At 44.2% G+C, this 16,597-nt stretch carries 10 protein-coding genes; 7 read left to right on the top strand and 3 right to left on the bottom strand.

Annotated elements, in window-relative coordinates; genetic code table 11:
• Window positions 1-15: 15 nt before the first annotated feature.
• From thiC to VFW36_RS05195, 3 genes are all read left to right on the top strand, one after another.
• Window positions 16-1,392 (top strand): phosphomethylpyrimidine synthase ThiC, encoded by a 1,377-nt coding sequence (gene thiC, locus VFW36_RS05205; protein WP_329657753.1) that lies wholly within the window; start codon window positions 16-18, stop codon window positions 1,390-1,392.
• A gap of 106 nt (window positions 1,393-1,498) precedes the next feature.
• Window positions 1,499-2,662: an Mrp/NBP35 family ATP-binding protein gene (locus VFW36_RS05200; protein ID WP_329657752.1), complete on the top strand. Its 1,164-nt coding sequence runs from the start codon at window positions 1,499-1,501 to the stop codon at window positions 2,660-2,662.
• Window positions 2,663-2,768: 106 nt separating this feature from the next.
• Entirely contained in the window at window positions 2,769-4,562 is a 1,794-nt protein-coding gene (locus tag VFW36_RS05195) for a GGDEF domain-containing protein (RefSeq protein ID WP_329657751.1), read from the top strand.
• Between the two features lie 253 nt (window positions 4,563-4,815).
• Here VFW36_RS05195 and VFW36_RS05190 read toward each other — a convergent pair whose 3' ends face one another.
• The 3 genes from VFW36_RS05190 to VFW36_RS05180 form a co-directional block, all read right to left on the bottom strand.
• Window positions 4,816-6,654 carry a GGDEF domain-containing protein gene (locus tag VFW36_RS05190; RefSeq protein ID WP_329657750.1) on the bottom strand — a complete coding sequence of 613 codons (1,839 nt, stop codon included), beginning with the start codon at window positions 6,652-6,654 and terminating at the stop codon, window positions 4,816-4,818.
• A gap of 107 nt (window positions 6,655-6,761) precedes the next feature.
• Window positions 6,762-8,576 (bottom strand): glutamine--fructose-6-phosphate transaminase (isomerizing), encoded by a 1,815-nt coding sequence (gene glmS, locus VFW36_RS05185; protein ID WP_329657749.1) that lies wholly within the window; start codon window positions 8,574-8,576, stop codon window positions 6,762-6,764.
• A gap of 2 nt (window positions 8,577-8,578) precedes the next feature.
• Window positions 8,579-11,086: a DUF294 nucleotidyltransferase-like domain-containing protein gene (locus VFW36_RS05180; RefSeq protein WP_329657748.1), complete on the bottom strand. Its 2,508-nt coding sequence runs from the start codon at window positions 11,084-11,086 to the stop codon at window positions 8,579-8,581.
• Between the two features lie 135 nt (window positions 11,087-11,221).
• On the opposite strand from VFW36_RS05180, the gene VFW36_RS05175 reads away from it, so the two are divergent.
• From VFW36_RS05175 to VFW36_RS05160, 4 genes are all read left to right on the top strand, one after another.
• On the top strand, window positions 11,222-12,160 hold the full coding sequence (locus VFW36_RS05175) for a GGDEF domain-containing protein (RefSeq protein WP_329657747.1): 939 nt from the start codon (window positions 11,222-11,224) through the stop codon (window positions 12,158-12,160).
• A gap of 48 nt (window positions 12,161-12,208) precedes the next feature.
• Entirely contained in the window at window positions 12,209-14,890 is a 2,682-nt protein-coding gene (locus VFW36_RS05170) for a WG repeat-containing protein (RefSeq protein ID WP_329657746.1), read from the top strand.
• The gene (locus VFW36_RS05165; protein WP_329657745.1) at window positions 14,844-15,563 is read left to right on the top strand and encodes an XAC2610-related protein; all 720 of its coding nucleotides are present in this window, start codon (window positions 14,844-14,846) and stop codon (window positions 15,561-15,563) included. Before VFW36_RS05170 ends, VFW36_RS05165 begins: the two co-directional genes overlap by 47 nt.
• A gap of 137 nt (window positions 15,564-15,700) precedes the next feature.
• The coding region (locus VFW36_RS05160) for a CofH family radical SAM protein (RefSeq protein ID WP_329657744.1) at window positions 15,701-16,597 on the top strand (897 nt) is incomplete at its 3' end.

The following is a 16,597-nucleotide window of genomic DNA, read 5'->3' as shown; positions in this document are numbered from 1 at the left end:
GATCAAGGAGAAAGTATGAGAACCGCATGGGTCGACAAGAGACAAAACGACACCGTCCGTACTCAGATGTACTATGCCAAGCAGGGCATTATTACCGAAGAGATGGCGTATGTCGCCAAGGTTGAGGAGCTTGATCCTGAATTGGTACGTTCCGAAGTGGCGCGGGGGCGGATGATTATCCCCGCAAACATCAATCATAAAAATTTGGAACCGATGGCGATCGGGATTGCCGCTCGCTGTAAAATCAATGCCAATATCGGCTCATCTGCGATTGCCAGCGACGTGCAAGGGGAGATTGAGAAAATTCAAGTCTCTCAGCACTATAAAGCCGATACGGCAATGGACCTCTCAACGGGGGGAGATTTGGATGAGATCCGCCGAGCGGTGATCGAAAACTCTAAAATCCCTATCGGTACGGTTCCCATTTATCAAATTTTGCACGATGTAAACAACAAAATCGAAGATTTGAGTATCGAGGTCATGCTCGAAGTACTAGAGCGCCAAGCACAGCAGGGGGTGAGCTATTTCACGATCCATGCGGGCTTTTTGCTAGAGACGATGCCTAAAGTCGCAAAACGTAAAATGGGGATCGTCAGTCGCGGCGGATCGTTGATGGCGGCATGGATGATGCACTATCACCGTGAGAACCCTTTTTATACGGCGTATGATGAGATTCTCGATATTTGTGCCCGTTATGACGTTTCCCTCTCACTGGGAGATTCACTCCGTCCGGGGTGTTTGGCAGATGCGAGCGATGAAGCACAGCTCGGCGAGCTCAAAGTACTCGGCGAATTGACACTCCGTGCATGGGAGAAAAATGTTCAGGTGATGATCGAAGGACCGGGACACGTCCCTCTCAATCAGATCGAACGAAATATGAAAATACAGCGCGAATATTGTCATGAGGCACCGTTTTATATCCTCGGACCTCTCGTTACCGACATCGCGGCGGGGTATGACCATATCAGCTCCGCTATCGGTGCGGCGGTCGGCGGATGGCATGGGGCATCGATGCTCTGCTACGTCACTCCGAAAGAGCATTTGGGCTTGCCGAATGCCGAAGATGTCCGTGCGGGGATCATTGCGTACAAAATCGCGGCACACGCCGCCGATATTGCACGCGGACGCAAGGGGGCTCGTGACATCGATGATGCGATGAGTGATGCCCGTTATGCGTTTGACTGGAACCGTCAGTTTGAACTCGCCCTTGATCCTGAGCGGGCGCGTGAGTATCACGACGAGACATTGCCGCAGGATGTTTTTAAAGAGGCGGAGTTTTGTTCGATGTGCGGACCGAAATTTTGTTCGTACAAAATCACGCAGCAAATCATGGACAACCCCGAAGCAATCGCACAGATTGCTGCCGAAGTTAAAGCCCAAAAAATTAGTTAGAACGCGGCAGGAGCAAAGCCCCTACCGCTACGCTAGCCGCTAAGGCACTAAAGCTTGCCTCTTTCGAGGCAGAAAAATTCAAATCATTACTGTAAGGAGTATATTTATGACAGAAGAAATAGTCAAATCAGCATTATCAAAAGTTACCTATCCGGGATTCACGAAAGACATCGTAACGTTCGGATTCGTTAAAGAGATCAAAATTGAGGGCTCAAATGTCAATGTAACTATTGATATTACCTCTAGTGCGCCCGAAGTGGCACATCAAATCACCATGGAAGCAACCGATGAACTCAAACGTGCCGGCGCAGGTGACGTGGTAGTAAATATTACCGCACCTAAAATGCCGCGAGAGAGTTCATCCAAGGGGAAAAATATCGCCCCTCAGGTGAAAAACTTCATTATGGTCAGTTCGGGAAAAGGTGGGGTCGGTAAATCGACCACTTCGGTCAATCTTGCGGTAGCTCTTGCGATGCAAGGGAAAAAAGTGGGTCTTTTGGATGCCGATATTTACGGTCCGAACATTCCACGTATGCTCGGTGTAGAGGGGATAAAACCTGAAGTCGTCGGAAACAAAGTTCTTCCGATCAAAGCGTACGGAATTGAGATGATGTCAATGGGCTCATTGATGGAAGAGGGGCAATCGCTTATCTGGCGCGGTGCGATGGTCATGAAAGCGATCGAGCAGTTCTTACGCGACATTATGTGGTCGGATTTGGATTGTTTGGTTATCGATATGCCTCCGGGTACCGGTGATGCACAACTCACGTTGGCACAAAGTGTTCCGGTTACCGTCGGTGTGACCGTTACGACGCCGCAAATGGTATCCCTTGATGATTCACGCCGCAGTCTCGATATGTTCAAAAAACTCCATATCCCTATCGCGGGTGTGGTCGAAAACATGAGCGGATTTATCGCTCCCGATACGGGAGTCGAGTATGACATTTTCGGAAAAGGGACATCCAAAGCGATGGCGGATCAATTCGATACCTGCATCCTTGCCGAGATTCCGATCGAACCTGCCATCCGCACGGGAGGAGATGAGGGCAAACCGGTCACGTACTATGCACCTACCTCTGAAACGGCAAAACGCTATATGAAGGCGGCGGAAGATTTGTGGGCAACCATCGAAAAAATCAACGAGGAGGGTGGGGTAGATAATCAAGCGATCCAACCTAACACCCCTCCGGGCGTATCGGCATGTTCTACTGCCGCTGCACCGAAACCAGAGAGTGGCGGAAGCTGCGGAACCGGCTGCGGCTGTCACTAAAACATCCTCCTTTCTCCTCGATTCAGAGGAGGAATCTCCCCTTTTTTATAACTCTAATCTTTTTTTCAGTATAATCAATTTATTTACACAATATAAGTCAGGAATAATGAAAAAAGAGAAAACATTTTTTACCCTTGTTATCGGTATTGTAGCCATCGTGGCTCTTTTTGTTGCGGTATTGGCCGCAACGTTTCGATATATGACACTTCAATCAGCCGAGAGTAAAGCTGCTTTGGCGGCAAATATCGTGCGTGAATCGTTGACGTCGCATATGATCAGCGGAAGTGCCGATTATCAAAATGATTTACTCAAACAAATCTCTACTGTAGAGGGGATGAAGCGTACATGGGTTGTCCGCTCCGACGCTCTGAGTGCACAATACGGCAGAGGGATCCATCCGCAAGATCCATTAGATGATATTGATCGTACCGTGCTTCGCGAAGGTAAAACAATCGATACGGTTTCGGGGGCATTGTTTTCCGATACCCTCTATCGTCTCTCGATCCCGTATGTCGCAACGGAGAAAGGAAAAATCGATTGTCTAAGCTGTCATGACTCGAAAGTCGGATCAGTCTTGGGCGTTGTGTCACTGGAGATGGAGATCAATGATCTCAAAGTGACCGGATTGGTTGCCGTGGCGATTGCTATTACCGTACTGATAGTGTTGAGCTTTTTTCTATTGAAAAATGTACGTCGTTTTATCGCGTCGTACAAAGAGACATTGGATGCGGTTGCTCTGTCCATGGAGAAAGCCGAGGGGGGCGACTATACAGGTCGTATAACACCGCCGGAGACATTGGATGCTTATAACGCCGCGATGTGGACCAACTCTGTTTTAGAAAAACTCGATTCTGCTCTTAGTGATAGCGGACAAAAAATGGCATCATTGATACGATTGGATCAGCAAAACAGTGATCCGCTCTATACCCTTCAAATGGGTATCCATCAGCTCTATGAAGTAGAGCGTTTTCGTACCGAAATTGAGAAAGATCAAAATCTTGAAGAGGTGTATGCCCGTCTGATCGCATTACTGCGTACCCGCTGGAATCTGAGTAATTTCAATATTTTGGAACTAAACCCTCTCAATAAAACGACCCATGTGGTTCATACCGAAAAAGCGCTACTGTGTGATGCAACGAGCGGATGTCGGGCAGATCGAACCAGTGGAATGGTTGATTCGACGCAGTGTGAAGTCGCATGTCCGAAAATGATCGATCCAACGGCTCAGTACGTTTGTCAAAGCTATCCGATTGTGGATGACTTGGACATCGTTATTTCGTTGGTAACGTATGATACACGTGAGGTGCGTACCATCCGATTGGCGCTGGAACAATTGGGGAACTATATCAATGCGTCTAAACTTCAGATCATTAATAAAAAATTACAGCAAACGGTTCGGATTGACCCATTGACGCAGCTTTATAACCGTGCATATCTCGAAGAGCTTACCAAGCTGATCGTAGCGCAATCAACCCGCACTATGATCCCCTACGGTATATTGATGGTCGATATGGACCAATTCAATATTATTAATCACTCCTATGATACTGTCGTGGGCGATGAGGTGATTAAAGCGATAGCGCATAACATTCATGAAAACATTCGTCAAGGGGATGTGCTGATCCGATATAGCGGAGATACGTTTGCCGTCATTTTATACGATTATGAAAGTGATGACGTGAATGATGTCGCTGAAGCGATTCGACTCTCGTTCAAAAAGAAAATCCGAATCAATACCTATGCAATTTTGAAAACAGTCAGCATCGGAATCTCGTATTTCCCAATGCAAACTTCGGATATGATGCAAGGGATTGAATTCGCCAAACGAGCGTTATTAGAGGCAAAACATCAAGGCGGAAATACAGTATCGGTTTACGATCCTAAATCAATGCCGGTTTGATTGATTATTAGACTTCTTGCATAACCTCATTGTATAGATTCCGTATCAAGTACGGAATGACGGAAGTAGCGATATTTTGTCATCCTGAACTTCACGTGCCCTTTGGGTAGATTCAGGATCTAGGTTATGCAAGAAGTCTATTGTTTAGGTTAAAGAACGTAGCTTTTCGAATCAAGATAAAACGGCTTAGATTACGCGGATAAGAGAGACCCTCCGCATCGGGGAGGAGCTTTTTGAGGCGAAGAGATATTCCTTAGAATTGGTCTCCGCCGTTAAACATACGGTCTTCAAACTCAACGACACGGTTACGACCGGTATGTTTCCCCTCATAGAGAGCTATATCGGCGAATTTAATCACTTTCCAGATAGAGTCGGCTTGTGATGGGAAGTGGGCAATACCGATACTCAATGTTTTTTGAACACTGTCATGACCGAACTGAAATTTTTTCTGATTGAATGCATTACGAATTTTCTCAGCAACACTTACCGCCCCTTCCGGAGTGGTATTGTGGAGTAGAATCAAGAACTCTTCTCCTCCGTAACGGACAGGAAGATCTGCTTTACGAATACTTTGTACTAAAATCTCGGCAAGCGATTTGATCACAACATCCCCCGAATCATGTCCATAGGTATCATTGACCATTTTAAAGTAGTCAATATCGATCATCAATACCGCATACGAAATATTGGAACGTACTGCTTGCTCAGAGCTTTTATCGATAAACTCTTCCAAGAAACGACGGTTATAAAGTCCTGTCGCTCCGTCTCGAAGAGATGAATCACGAAGTTTATCCATCAAGCTGCGGCTCTCGATAACGGCTTTTGCCGCTTCGAAATAATTGCGGATACTCGGCAAAGCAAGGTTCATTGCTTCGATCGTTGCCGTATCTTTGGCTGAATAGGAGAGGATCAAGGCTAAATCATCGTTGATGTTAAACGGTATACATGAATACTCTTTGTCATCCGCACAATTAGAACAAATATTCGGGAAGTCAGTGGAATATACATCGGTAGCTGTACGATAAGCACGGCACTCATACATATCTTTGTCCGCACTTGGGAGACAAAAACTTTTGTGATCGGTGATATGGATAAGTTTGCGCTCTTTAGTTGTTTTATCCACTTCATAGAGGGCGAAATGTTCAAAATTGAACTTCTCTTTTAGAATATAAATAAATCGCTCATAGACTGCGTTTTTATTCGCATCATGCTCAATCGTCTTTTTAAATTTATAGACATCGGAGAGCTCTTGAATAATGACTCCGGCCGTACTGAGAGGATCGGCACTGGAGATATTGGATCGAGAGGCAAAGGTATTGAGATTGTGTTTGATCCCCCCGAACGTCTCTTCCATCTTTTGAAAGAGAGTATTCATCTGTTCTGCGACTTCGCTACCGGCATCTTTGAGTGACGTTGTGAAGCGGAAGCTAAAGTCACCTGTACGTGCTCGTTTGATACCGTTTTGAAGGTTTTCAAACAGCTTCATATACGGTTTGAAATAGTGATGAGTTACCCAGAGCGCGATGATGATAAATACAACATTGATGGCAAAAATTTTGGCAATCGTCATAGCACCGGTTTGGCGAATATCATTGATATTAAACTCCATACTGATAGCACCGAGAACATCACCTTCTTTAACGTTATGACAGGTAAGACAGTTTGGACTGCCGTATGCGGTTGCGGTATAAGGGATAGTAACCCGTAAAACGGCATTACTAGCATCTTCACTGACCTCTCTAACCGTTATTCCCTCTTTTAAAACTTTTCGATCTATGGCATCTTTGGGTTTTTCATTTTGCATCCCCTCGCCGTATTGTTTGATGACATTATCGGCACGAACAATCCAAAGGGCTTGAACATCTTTAATATTGGCAATATTTCCTAGAAAAAATTCCCGTTTATCCATCATCCCATTGACCATATGGGCTGTTAAGCCGTCACGAACGATTTCAGCCGTCATTTTTGATTTTTCGATGGCGTTGTTATATCCATAATCACGAAAATTGAGAGCAACGTTTGTAATGGTGGCTATGGCAAGCCCGATGAGCATCAAAGCAACGATGAATAATATTTTTCGGTTAGCGTTCATATTTTATTACCTTATAGGACTATACGTGAAAACAGGGAATTGCAATCTAAAGACAATAGCTAAATTATTTTTAAACTTAGATGAAAGTTACTCGTAAATGTTACGGTTTATTCGACCGTAACACTTTTAGCGAGATTACGCGGCATATCGACGTCGTTACCTAAACGGATAGCAATCTCCATAGATAAGAGTTGTAATACCACCATCATCTCAAAAAATTCACACATATAATCATCGTGCGTATGGGTGCGGATATGATCGTCCGCTTTGTCAAAATCGAGCGGACTGATGGAGCAGATTGTTGAGTCGCGGGCACTTAGCTCTTCGATATTGCTTTTGGTTTTATCATAGAGCATATGTTGAGGAAGAAGCGCGATGGTAAAGAGCTCCGGATCGGCAAGGGCGATAGGCCCGTGTTTCATTTCACCGCTCGGATACCCCTCTGCATGGAGGTAGGTGATCTCTTTGAGTTTAAGTGCCCCCTCAAGCGCTAGTGGGAAGAAGACGTCTCGTCCGATAAAAAAGAAGCCGTGACCGTGTAGGTAGCGTTTGCTAAGGCGGCGAAGTTGTTCATGCAACGCGTTTTCGACATTAACCGTTGCAGGAAGGGTGCGTAGAAGGTGGATTTGGCGTTTAATCTCTTCAGCACTTAGTGTTTTTTTCGTCCCGCCTAGATAGAGGCTGAGCATCCACAAAACACACACTTGGGTCGCAAACGCTTTGGTTGAGGCGACCCCTTTTTCGATTCCCGCACGGGTCAGGATAGAGGCATCGGCGAGTCGAACCATAGAGGAGTTATCGACATTACAGATAACCATCGTTTTGAGGTTATTGCGTTTCGCCATTTTGAGACTCTCTAGGGTATCAGCCGTTTCACCGCTCTGAGAGATAACGACGAAGAGGGTATCGGGGGTGAGAAACGGTTCGCGGTAACGGAACTCACTGGCGATTTCGACGGATGTTTTGATTTTGGCATGGCGTTCAAAGAGATAGCTCGCAACGAGTGCAGCATGATAGCTCGTACCGCAGGCGCAGAATTTGATCTCATTGACCCCTTCAAACAAGGTTGGGTCAATTTCTTCAAAATAGACACTATCGTCACGAAGTCGTCCAAGGAGTGTATCGGCGAGAACACGGCTTTGCTCGTAGATCTCTTTTTCCATGAAAAAGCGAAATCCCTCTTTTTGGGCGGAAAGTTTATTTTCAGAGAGGGCGGTGAATCGGAGAACGACAGGGATGTTGTGTTCATCGAACAATGAAATCCCCTCTGCGGATGCATAGCCGTAATGGCCGTCTTCGAGATAGATCACTTCGTGGCATTTCCCGATCAATGCGGCATCAGAAGAGCCGAAAAGGGTCTCGTTTTCGCGGTTGCGTCCGATAATCATCGGTGAACCGTGTTTCGCGAAGAAAATGGTCCCCTCCGTATCGGCGTTCACAAGGAGAATCGCATAGGCACCTTGAAGCTGAGAGAGGGTTTGTTGGAATGCTTCAAAAGCCGACGGTGCCGTTTTGAGCTGATATTCGAAGAGATGGACGATCACTTCGGTATCGGTTTGGCTCAAGAACTGTACCCCTTGTGTGGTGAGCATCGTTTTGAGCTCTTGGTAGTTTTCGATGATACCGTTATGGACGACATACGAATTTTGCCCAAGATGGGGGTGAGCATTGAGTTCGGTGGGTTTACCGTGCGTTGCCCAACGGGTATGTCCGATACCGACGGAGAATCCGGTACTCTCGAAATTTTGGGCTTTCTCTTCGAGATTGACCAGTTTCCCTACCGCTTTAAAGAGGGAAAAATTCCCATCTTGCAAGACAGCGATCCCCGCAGAATCGTACCCGCGATATTCGAGCTCTCGAAGTCCGTCGATCAATATCTTTTTAATCGGTTTGACTCCGATATATCCGACGATACCGCACATAGTTACTCTCCTACTAATTTATCAATTATTTCGCGCGCATTATCGCACATTCTGTTTTGTTTTTCAATTAAGAAGTGATCGCGTGCGATATTTTTGTTGGTATGGATTTTAGCGGTTGCAATATTGATCTGCGCTTCATCGAAAAGCTGAACAAAATAAGCTAAAAGCCCCCGTTGATTGGTAGTGGTAAGGTTGAGTTGCGCGTAATGGATAGAGTGGTCGCAATCGATCGTTATTTCATTCGGTTTAATGATCGGTTTAGGGAGGTTAAGCTTTTTAGTCATATCAAACGCCTCTTCGATGATAATCTCCACTTGCTCCATTGTCCCCTCGAGCGGACGTTGTAAAAATTCAATTTTGAAGTATTTGATACCGTCGAAAAGGGTGAAAATATCCATCGAAGCGACATCGAGATAGCTGAGCTTCCCGAGTAAGTAGCCCAGATTTAGCGGAATACGGCGGAAGATATGGATGACAAGTCCCCCCTCGATATCGAGTTGATAGGTGAATGTTTGACATTGAAATGCCTCTTTGGAGATATTGATAATCTCGCTCGGAGTGTGTTTGAAAAAGAAAAGGTTTGACTCGATAGAGAGGATTTTTTTCTGCTCGATTTTGGAGAGTTGAATAAACTCAGGATCGTGATTCAGGCGCTTTTCTTTGTTTTCCCGTTTGATCGCATCGGTAATCCGATCGTTTTGGGAGGCTATTTCAAGAGCCGCTTCGTAAAGTTCGTGCAATAGATTTGCCCCGAAACTCGTATAGGTACCGCTTCCGACACCGTTAATATCGGCATAGGTCAAGATGTATAGGAGTGTCAGGTTCTCCGGTGTTTTGATCTTGGACATAAATTGATAGAGAGTCTTTTCATTATAGAGGTTTTCACGATAGGCGACGTTGCTCATGAGCACGTGATGGCGAACCAGTAGTGCACCCCGCTCGAACTGATGGGTGGGGAGTTTGAGATTTTTTAAAAACGGGACGATCAGTTTGGCTCCCACTTCGGAGTGATCTTGTTTTCGCCCTTTGCCCGTATCATGCAGGAGAATAGAGGCTTTTAGGAGAAGCTTGTCGGCGGCGCTGAGCGGGGCATATAGAGCTTCAACATACGGGTCTTTGATGTGCTCAAGAGCTTCGATACATTTGATCGAATGCAAATCGACAGGGTAGTGGTGATAGCCGTCGAATTGCGGCAAATGGAGCACTTTTTTGAAAGCACCGATGAGATGATGCAAAATTCCCGCGTCGTAAAAGAGCTTTGCGATAACATAAAAATGGTGCCGCTCAAACACTTTACGCAGTAAGGTATAAGTTTTGACTCTCAGAGGGTGTTTGATATGGGTATAGGTGAAATGAAACAGGACACTGGAATCGAAATTCCATTCGCGATCTTCTAAATTAACTAGTAACTCCAACAGGGTATCGATCGGAGGGGTCGGGATATTATACGAAGCATACAGGGTCCCTTGCGAGTGGTAAAATCCTTTTTGAACTCTCCCCGCGCGGAGTGCCGTGATTTGTGTCGGATCGATGAGGTAGAGTCGAGCCATTTTTTTGACATAGATCTGGGTGAAGTTATTAATCCGCCATTGTGCTTCAAGCAGGCGACTTACGAGTTTGCGCTCATCGCTGAACCCTAGCATTTGCGCGATGCGGGGCATATAATCGAGTACGAGCTGATCTTGCTGTTTGTTACTCAGCAGATGGAGCGCACTTCGGACGCGAAAGAGGAGCTCCAGCGCGATTCGGTATTCACGGTATTGCTCATCGCTAAAAAGCTTGCCGCTGAGTTCTTTGAGACTGTTCACGCCGTAAATGGTTTTGGCAATCCAGTAAAGGAGCTGGGAATCTCGTAATCCGCCCACCCCCTCTTTGATCTGCGGTTGCATGGAGAACGGGAATTTTCGGCGGCGAATATCAGCCTCTTCGATTTTGGCCATAATAAATGATTTCGGATCATTGTTGCGTATGGCGTTGAGATGATTTTGGGTGACACTCCACGTAAAGGGTGAACCGATGATCAGGCGCGATTCCATCATGGCGGTTTTGATCGTGATGTCTTCGCGAGACGCTCCCAGTAAATCGTTGACGTCATGGACGCGATGACCCAGTTTCAGCCCCGCATCCCACGCAAGATAGAGAAATTTTTCGATGATAGCGGCGGTGTTGTATCCGTCGTTTTTCTCATACACGATCATGAGGTCAATGTCGCTATGAACGCACAGCTGCTCGCGTCCGTAGCTTCCTAGTGCGATAAATGCGATAGGGATATTGCTTCGCATCGGGAGGTAGTTTCCGAACATTCGGCGCAAAACCGTTTTGTACATTTGGGAGATGATCGAGTCGAGTGTTTTGGTATGGATGACGAGGAAATCTTTTCCCTGATTTCGCTCGAAAAGCTCCAAAAGGGAATTTTTGTAATCCGATATATACGATTTAAAGAGTTTGGAAATCTCGAAATCGCTTGCTTTACGTTCGATGAGGTCTTCTATTTGTTCGGTGATACTCATAAGGGCTACTTTTTATTTTATTGTAGCGCATTATCGTTTTTTCTGAGAGAAATCGAGGATTAAAAATGAGGCAGAAAACGAATCTGTTGACAAAAAAGATGGTACAATCATCCTAAAACGAGGAGAATAATAATCATGGATAGTACTGCTATTTATCAAAAAGTTTTAGAGATTCATGATCATGCGATGGGGATTTTACGCTCGATGAAAGTCCCCCCGTATCCTTCTCAGTATAAAAAGTTTTTTGACAAACTTTTTGCAGAAAGTGCCGATGAAGCGCTTCGTAAAGATCAGGAAAATGTCGATCAAAAGGTACTAAGTGAATCAAAAGCGGATGTGACACAATATCTCGATATGCTCGAAAACTCGGTCGTTTCATTCATCGAATCGCACTCAGGGATCGCTTCGGTCGTCGAAGTACAGCGCCACTATATCGATAATGCCCCCTCCGATTCGGCGGAGAAATTTGTTACTTTTATCGAGGGACTCAGTGCGTTAAATCAAAATATGTCCGATGAACTTGAGAAGGCACAGTCCAAAATCAATACATTGAATAAAGAGCTTCATGAAGCGCGGGCATCACTTACCACTGATGAATTGACCAAAGTAGGGAACCGCCAAGGTTTTAATGAAGAGATGAAACTCTTGATCGAAGCGGGGCAAGAGAAAAAGCTCTCCTTGGTTTTGATGATGATCGATGTCGATAATTTTAAATATCTCAACGACGAATACGGTTATGTCGCAGGGGATAAAGTGCTCTATTTCATCGCGCAGACGATCAAGGGGATGATCCGAACGGCGGATAGTGTCTATCGCTACGGGGGAGAAGAGTTTGCGGTTGTCCTAAACCGTTGTGATGTCTCTCAGGCTCAGACCATAGCGGACAAAATTCGAGAAAAGATAGAGAAAAGCAATCTTTTGTATGCAGGCAAGAATGTTCATGTTACGATCAGTGTCGGGGTAACGATCCATAAACAGGCTGATACTATAGAAACTTTAGTTGAACGTGCCGACAAAGCACTCTATTGCGCAAAAAAATCGAATAAAAACTGTACGATGATGTTTGATTGGTAATAAAGATATACAATAAAGTGGGACGGATGAAGAGGGCAGGTAAATAATATGGGACACTATTATTTTATTCAAAGTGTTGAGCTAGACAATAGACCGACAGATAAAGAAGAGTTACTACTTTATAAACTCTCGGAAGAAGACACCCTCGTAGAGTGGAAATACGAAGTTCCGCCGATGTTTTTTCCTCTTTTTTCGAGTGAGCCTATCTATCAAGATTCGATTCTGTATTGCAAAGGCGACGAGGGGCTTTTCCATATCAAAAAAATGTATGACTTTTTGGAAAAACATCGGGAGGTAGCGTTTGATAAGCCCGATGAATTTTTGCTCTATAAACAAAAAATTATCGACTATCTCGATGAATCTGTACAAGGGTACTATCAGTTAAACGGCACCGACGTCTTTGCAATGAGTAGTGAAGAAGAGGAGTTTCTAGAGGACAGCAAAACCTGCTATAACCTGATGAAAGAGGTAAACGACCAAATCCAAGAGGCAATAGAAAAAGACGATATAGAAGCTTTTTTGTCTATTTACACGGATGCCGGCGTGACACACAAAAGTGCGGAACTGCGCTATTTTTTTAACGAGCCAGTGTACCAATACGGATTTGATTGTCTTGTCACATACCATGGATACCAAGATTCGGTGCAAATCTTCGAAGAAAACGGAAAAGCCGGTCTTAAATCACAAGAGGGGGAGGTGCTATTGCCCCCTACGTATGATGAAATATTCGGCTTTGGGGAAAATGAGACCTATTCAGTTGTTCGAAACGGTGACAAATACGGGCATATAGACAATAACGGAAAGCTTATTATCCCCATTATTTATGATGATGCGTATGACTTCGAATTGGATTCTATATGGGATGAAAAAACACAAACCTCTAAAGATTCGTATCGTGCAGTCGTGCAATCAAAAGGCAAGTACGGGGTAATTGATCAGAAACACACCCTTATTTTACCCTTGAAATACGATGATATTCACCTTCGTAAGAGATACGGCAACTTACCGTTTATAATATTTGTAACATTGGAAGGCAAAAAAACGATTTTAGATATCGAGGGCAAAGAGCTCTATTCTGGCGTCATCACCGCTATTCATCATCCGCATGACGATGAGGACGATAGCGGATTTATCAATTTTTATGAACGCTTATTGGTCAAAACAGAGGATGAAACCTACTATCTGAGTCCCTCTTTTAAACCGTATGGCCGCAATGTTGAAATTATCCAAAACGGCTTGGAAGTAGGTAGCAAAAGAAATAGTGTTCATTGCTTCATTGCGAGAAACAAAGAGGGTAAATTCGGGGTGATCACATGGGAAGATGAGATATTTCTGCCTTTTGAGTATGACGCCATAAAAGATATGTATAATCAAAAGAATGACGGCGCTATTTTTAAAGTCTCCAAAGAGGCGAGAGAAGCTTTATATCTTGTCGCGAACAACCAACCGTTGCGTTTGCTCATTCCGTCGATGTACGACAAAATAGGGGACCTCATTACTCAGCACGGCTCCAAAAGTTATATACTCGTAGAAAAAGATGCCAAAGAGGGTTTGTACGATATTACTGAAAATAAAGAGGTCCTTTCCGTTGAATTCGAGGCACTTGTATACGGCGGAAATAACACCGTTTTTACATTTTCCAAAGAGACGATATCCCAATATCTGCTTCCGAGTTTGCAGGAGTGTATTCCGGACTTTGAGGTATTGGAATCGGCATTAAAATGGAGCGAATCCAGCAAAAAAGCCAAAATCATTTTCAAAAAACTCAAGTCCGATTATATGAAAAAGACTTTGGACCTTATGTTTAGCGATCCGGCAGACCACAAAACAATCAAAGAACGGTATCGAGATGTTAATTTTTTACAGCCGAAATCGATATTGGACGCAGCAGGAAAACTGGAGATGCGTTTAACGCAGACCGGAGCCCCGATCGATGACATGCGGATTTTTTATGATGCGTATGCATACCATTTTGAGCAGAAAAAAGGGGCTTTAGAAGAGCTAAACTGGGCTCTGATGCATTATCTCATGGCAAAAATGTATTACGAAAAAGGGGAATATTCTCAAGCCTTACAATACGCGAAAGGGGCGAAAACCTTCATTCATCCGAACAATATGCTCTATACCGAAGTTTTACAATTTATATGTTACACCTATTACGATTTTGATAAAAATGAAGACGCGGTTGCAGCTGGACTTGAGGGGCTTGAGAGCGTAATGGCACATCGATCCCGTCTGACGTCGGGAAAAATGTGGGTTGGCAACGTTAAAAAGGAGCGCGATACTCTGAATGATTTTGAAGAGACGTTTAATTACTATGTGGGATGTGCCTATTTTTATCAGGAGATGAGAGATTATCAAAAAGCGTTGGAATACATCGAAAAGTCGATAACGAATAAAAATGATTGGAATGTTTATACGAAAAATTATATCAGGGCCGTATCGGCTTACCAAATGGCTGAAAATCCTATGGACGTATTGCCTCTGTTGCAAGAGGTGGATGAATTGGGTAAACACTACAATGTCAATGATGATCATAGCTATATAAAATACTTATTGGCATATTCTTATTATCACAACTTCAATGACCCCCAAAATGCGCTTGAAAAATTGGAAGAGTCGCTTGCTATTAACCCTGATTATACGGCTTCACTGAAATTAAAAATGCAAATAGAAGAAAAAAATGAAAAAGGCAAAAGCAAAGGGTTCTTTAGCTTTTTTAGGAAATAAGATGAAAAGCATATCAAGAAATGCGCTCTTTTTTGCCATCGTTTTACTTTTTGGCGTTACACTGTCCGCACAAGACGAAGACAATCAGAGCACACCTGCAAGTCACTGGGTCAAACAACAAGCAATGACACCGGATTACCGGTTTGAAATCGCTGTGACTAATGGGAATGAATCCGAAGGGTACGGTTCTTTGACTGAGTGGGACGGAATCAAAGTTATCAATAGGCATACGGACAAAGCGACATTTATAGCAGGAAAAGCAGGAGGCAATCTTTATGTTGCAAACGATGCTTTACTATCACTCATAGATGCAAATTTTGACGGTTTCCCCGATTTACAAATTCGTGCTTTTGACGGCGGGGCAGGGCCTAACAGTGTCGATTATTTTTATCTATACGACCCAAAAACGAAAACGTTCAAGTTTGATGAACAGCTATCAAATTTTTCACAAATCGGTATTAATGTACGTACCAAAAGTATTACGTCGGCTTATCGTGACGGATGTTGTCACCATGTGGAAGAGACCTATCGTTATTTTTCAGGTGTGCTGACACTTGTAGAGAATTGGGATGAACGATTAGTTTTTGATTCAAACATGATTGAGACTACGGTGTGCAAACTAAAAAAGCGAAAAATGCGATGTAAAACCAAAACAAGAGAGTATTCTGAATGAAAATGAAGAATAAAGAATAGAATATGGGTCAGGTATTTAATCTTCACTTTTTCTAAGATTTATGATAGAGTAGTGTTGATTGGTAGTTTATTTCTTTTGCTATAATGCGCGTCAAATATATTCCTAAAAGATTTTAAATGAATTTGATTGAAAAAGTAAAAAACAATGCGCGTTTGAACTTCGACGAAGCAGTCGCATTGTACGATTTAGACCTCTTTACCCTCGGTGAGCTTGCGGATGAGCGTCGCAGGGCACTTCACGGAAAACAAACCTATTTTAATATCAACCGCCATATCAACCCGACCAATATCTGCAAAGACGTGTGCAAATTCTGCGCCTACAGTGCAAGCCGAAAAAATCCGAACCCTTATGCGATGAGCCATGAAGAGATTTTAGCGATTACCGATGACATCGTTTCACGCGGGATTCGTGAAGTCCATATCGTCTCCGCTCACAACCCAGAAACAGGATTAGAGTGGTATTTGGAAGTGTTTAGCAAGATCAAAGCACGTCATCCGCAGCTCCATATCAAAGCTCTCACGGCGGCAGAAGTTCACTTTCTCGCTGAAGAGTATGGCAAAAGCTATGATGAGATTATCGATTTGATGATAGCTAACGGGGTCGACTCGATGCCCGGAGGCGGAGCGGAGATTTTCGACGAGAAAGTACGCGACTACATCTGCAAAGGGAAAGTTAATTCTCAGCAGTGGCTGGAGATTCACCGCAAATGGCACGAACGTGGGATGAAATCCAATGTCACGATGCTCTTCGGTCATGTTGAAGAGCGCTCTCACCGTATCGATCACATGATGCGGATTCGCGATTTGCAAGATGCTACGGGGGGCTTTAACTGCTTTATCCCTTTGGTCTATCAGACTGAGAACAACTATCTCAATGTCAAAGAGTCGATCACGGCGCATGAAATTCTCAAAACGATGGCGATCAGCCGCATTGTTTTGGATAATGTCGCTAATCTCAAAGCCTACTGGGTCACTTCGACGGTGAATCTGGCACTCGTAGCCCAAGAGTTCGGG

Source organism: Sulfuricurvum sp. (genome assembly GCF_036279695.1).
Classification (GTDB): domain Bacteria; phylum Campylobacterota; class Campylobacteria; order Campylobacterales; family Sulfurimonadaceae; genus Sulfuricurvum.
The sequence above is the reverse complement of the archived record's forward strand: the minus strand, read 5'-3'. Positions and strand labels throughout refer to the sequence as shown.

What these genes read in the sequence shown, in the direction of transcription:
- thiC (WP_329657753.1), top strand. Translation starts at nt 16, where the DNA reads ATGAGAACCGCATGGGTCGACAAGAGACAAAACGACACCGTCCGTACT.
- VFW36_RS05200 (WP_329657752.1), top strand. Translation starts at nt 1,499, where the DNA reads ATGACAGAAGAAATAGTCAAATCAGCATTATCAAAAGTTACCTATCCG.
- VFW36_RS05195 (WP_329657751.1), top strand. Translation starts at nt 2,769, where the DNA reads ATGAAAAAAGAGAAAACATTTTTTACCCTTGTTATCGGTATTGTAGCC.
- VFW36_RS05190 (WP_329657750.1), bottom strand. Translation starts at nt 6,654, where the DNA reads ATGAACGCTAACCGAAAAATATTATTCATCGTTGCTTTGATGCTCATC.
- glmS (WP_329657749.1), bottom strand. Translation starts at nt 8,576, where the DNA reads ATGTGCGGTATCGTCGGATATATCGGAGTCAAACCGATTAAAAAGATA.
- VFW36_RS05180 (WP_329657748.1), bottom strand. Translation starts at nt 11,086, where the DNA reads ATGAGTATCACCGAACAAATAGAAGACCTCATCGAACGTAAAGCAAGC.
- VFW36_RS05175 (WP_329657747.1), top strand. Translation starts at nt 11,222, where the DNA reads ATGGATAGTACTGCTATTTATCAAAAAGTTTTAGAGATTCATGATCAT.
- VFW36_RS05170 (WP_329657746.1), top strand. Translation starts at nt 12,209, where the DNA reads ATGGGACACTATTATTTTATTCAAAGTGTTGAGCTAGACAATAGACCG.
- VFW36_RS05165 (WP_329657745.1), top strand. Translation starts at nt 14,844, where the DNA reads ATGAAAAAGGCAAAAGCAAAGGGTTCTTTAGCTTTTTTAGGAAATAAG.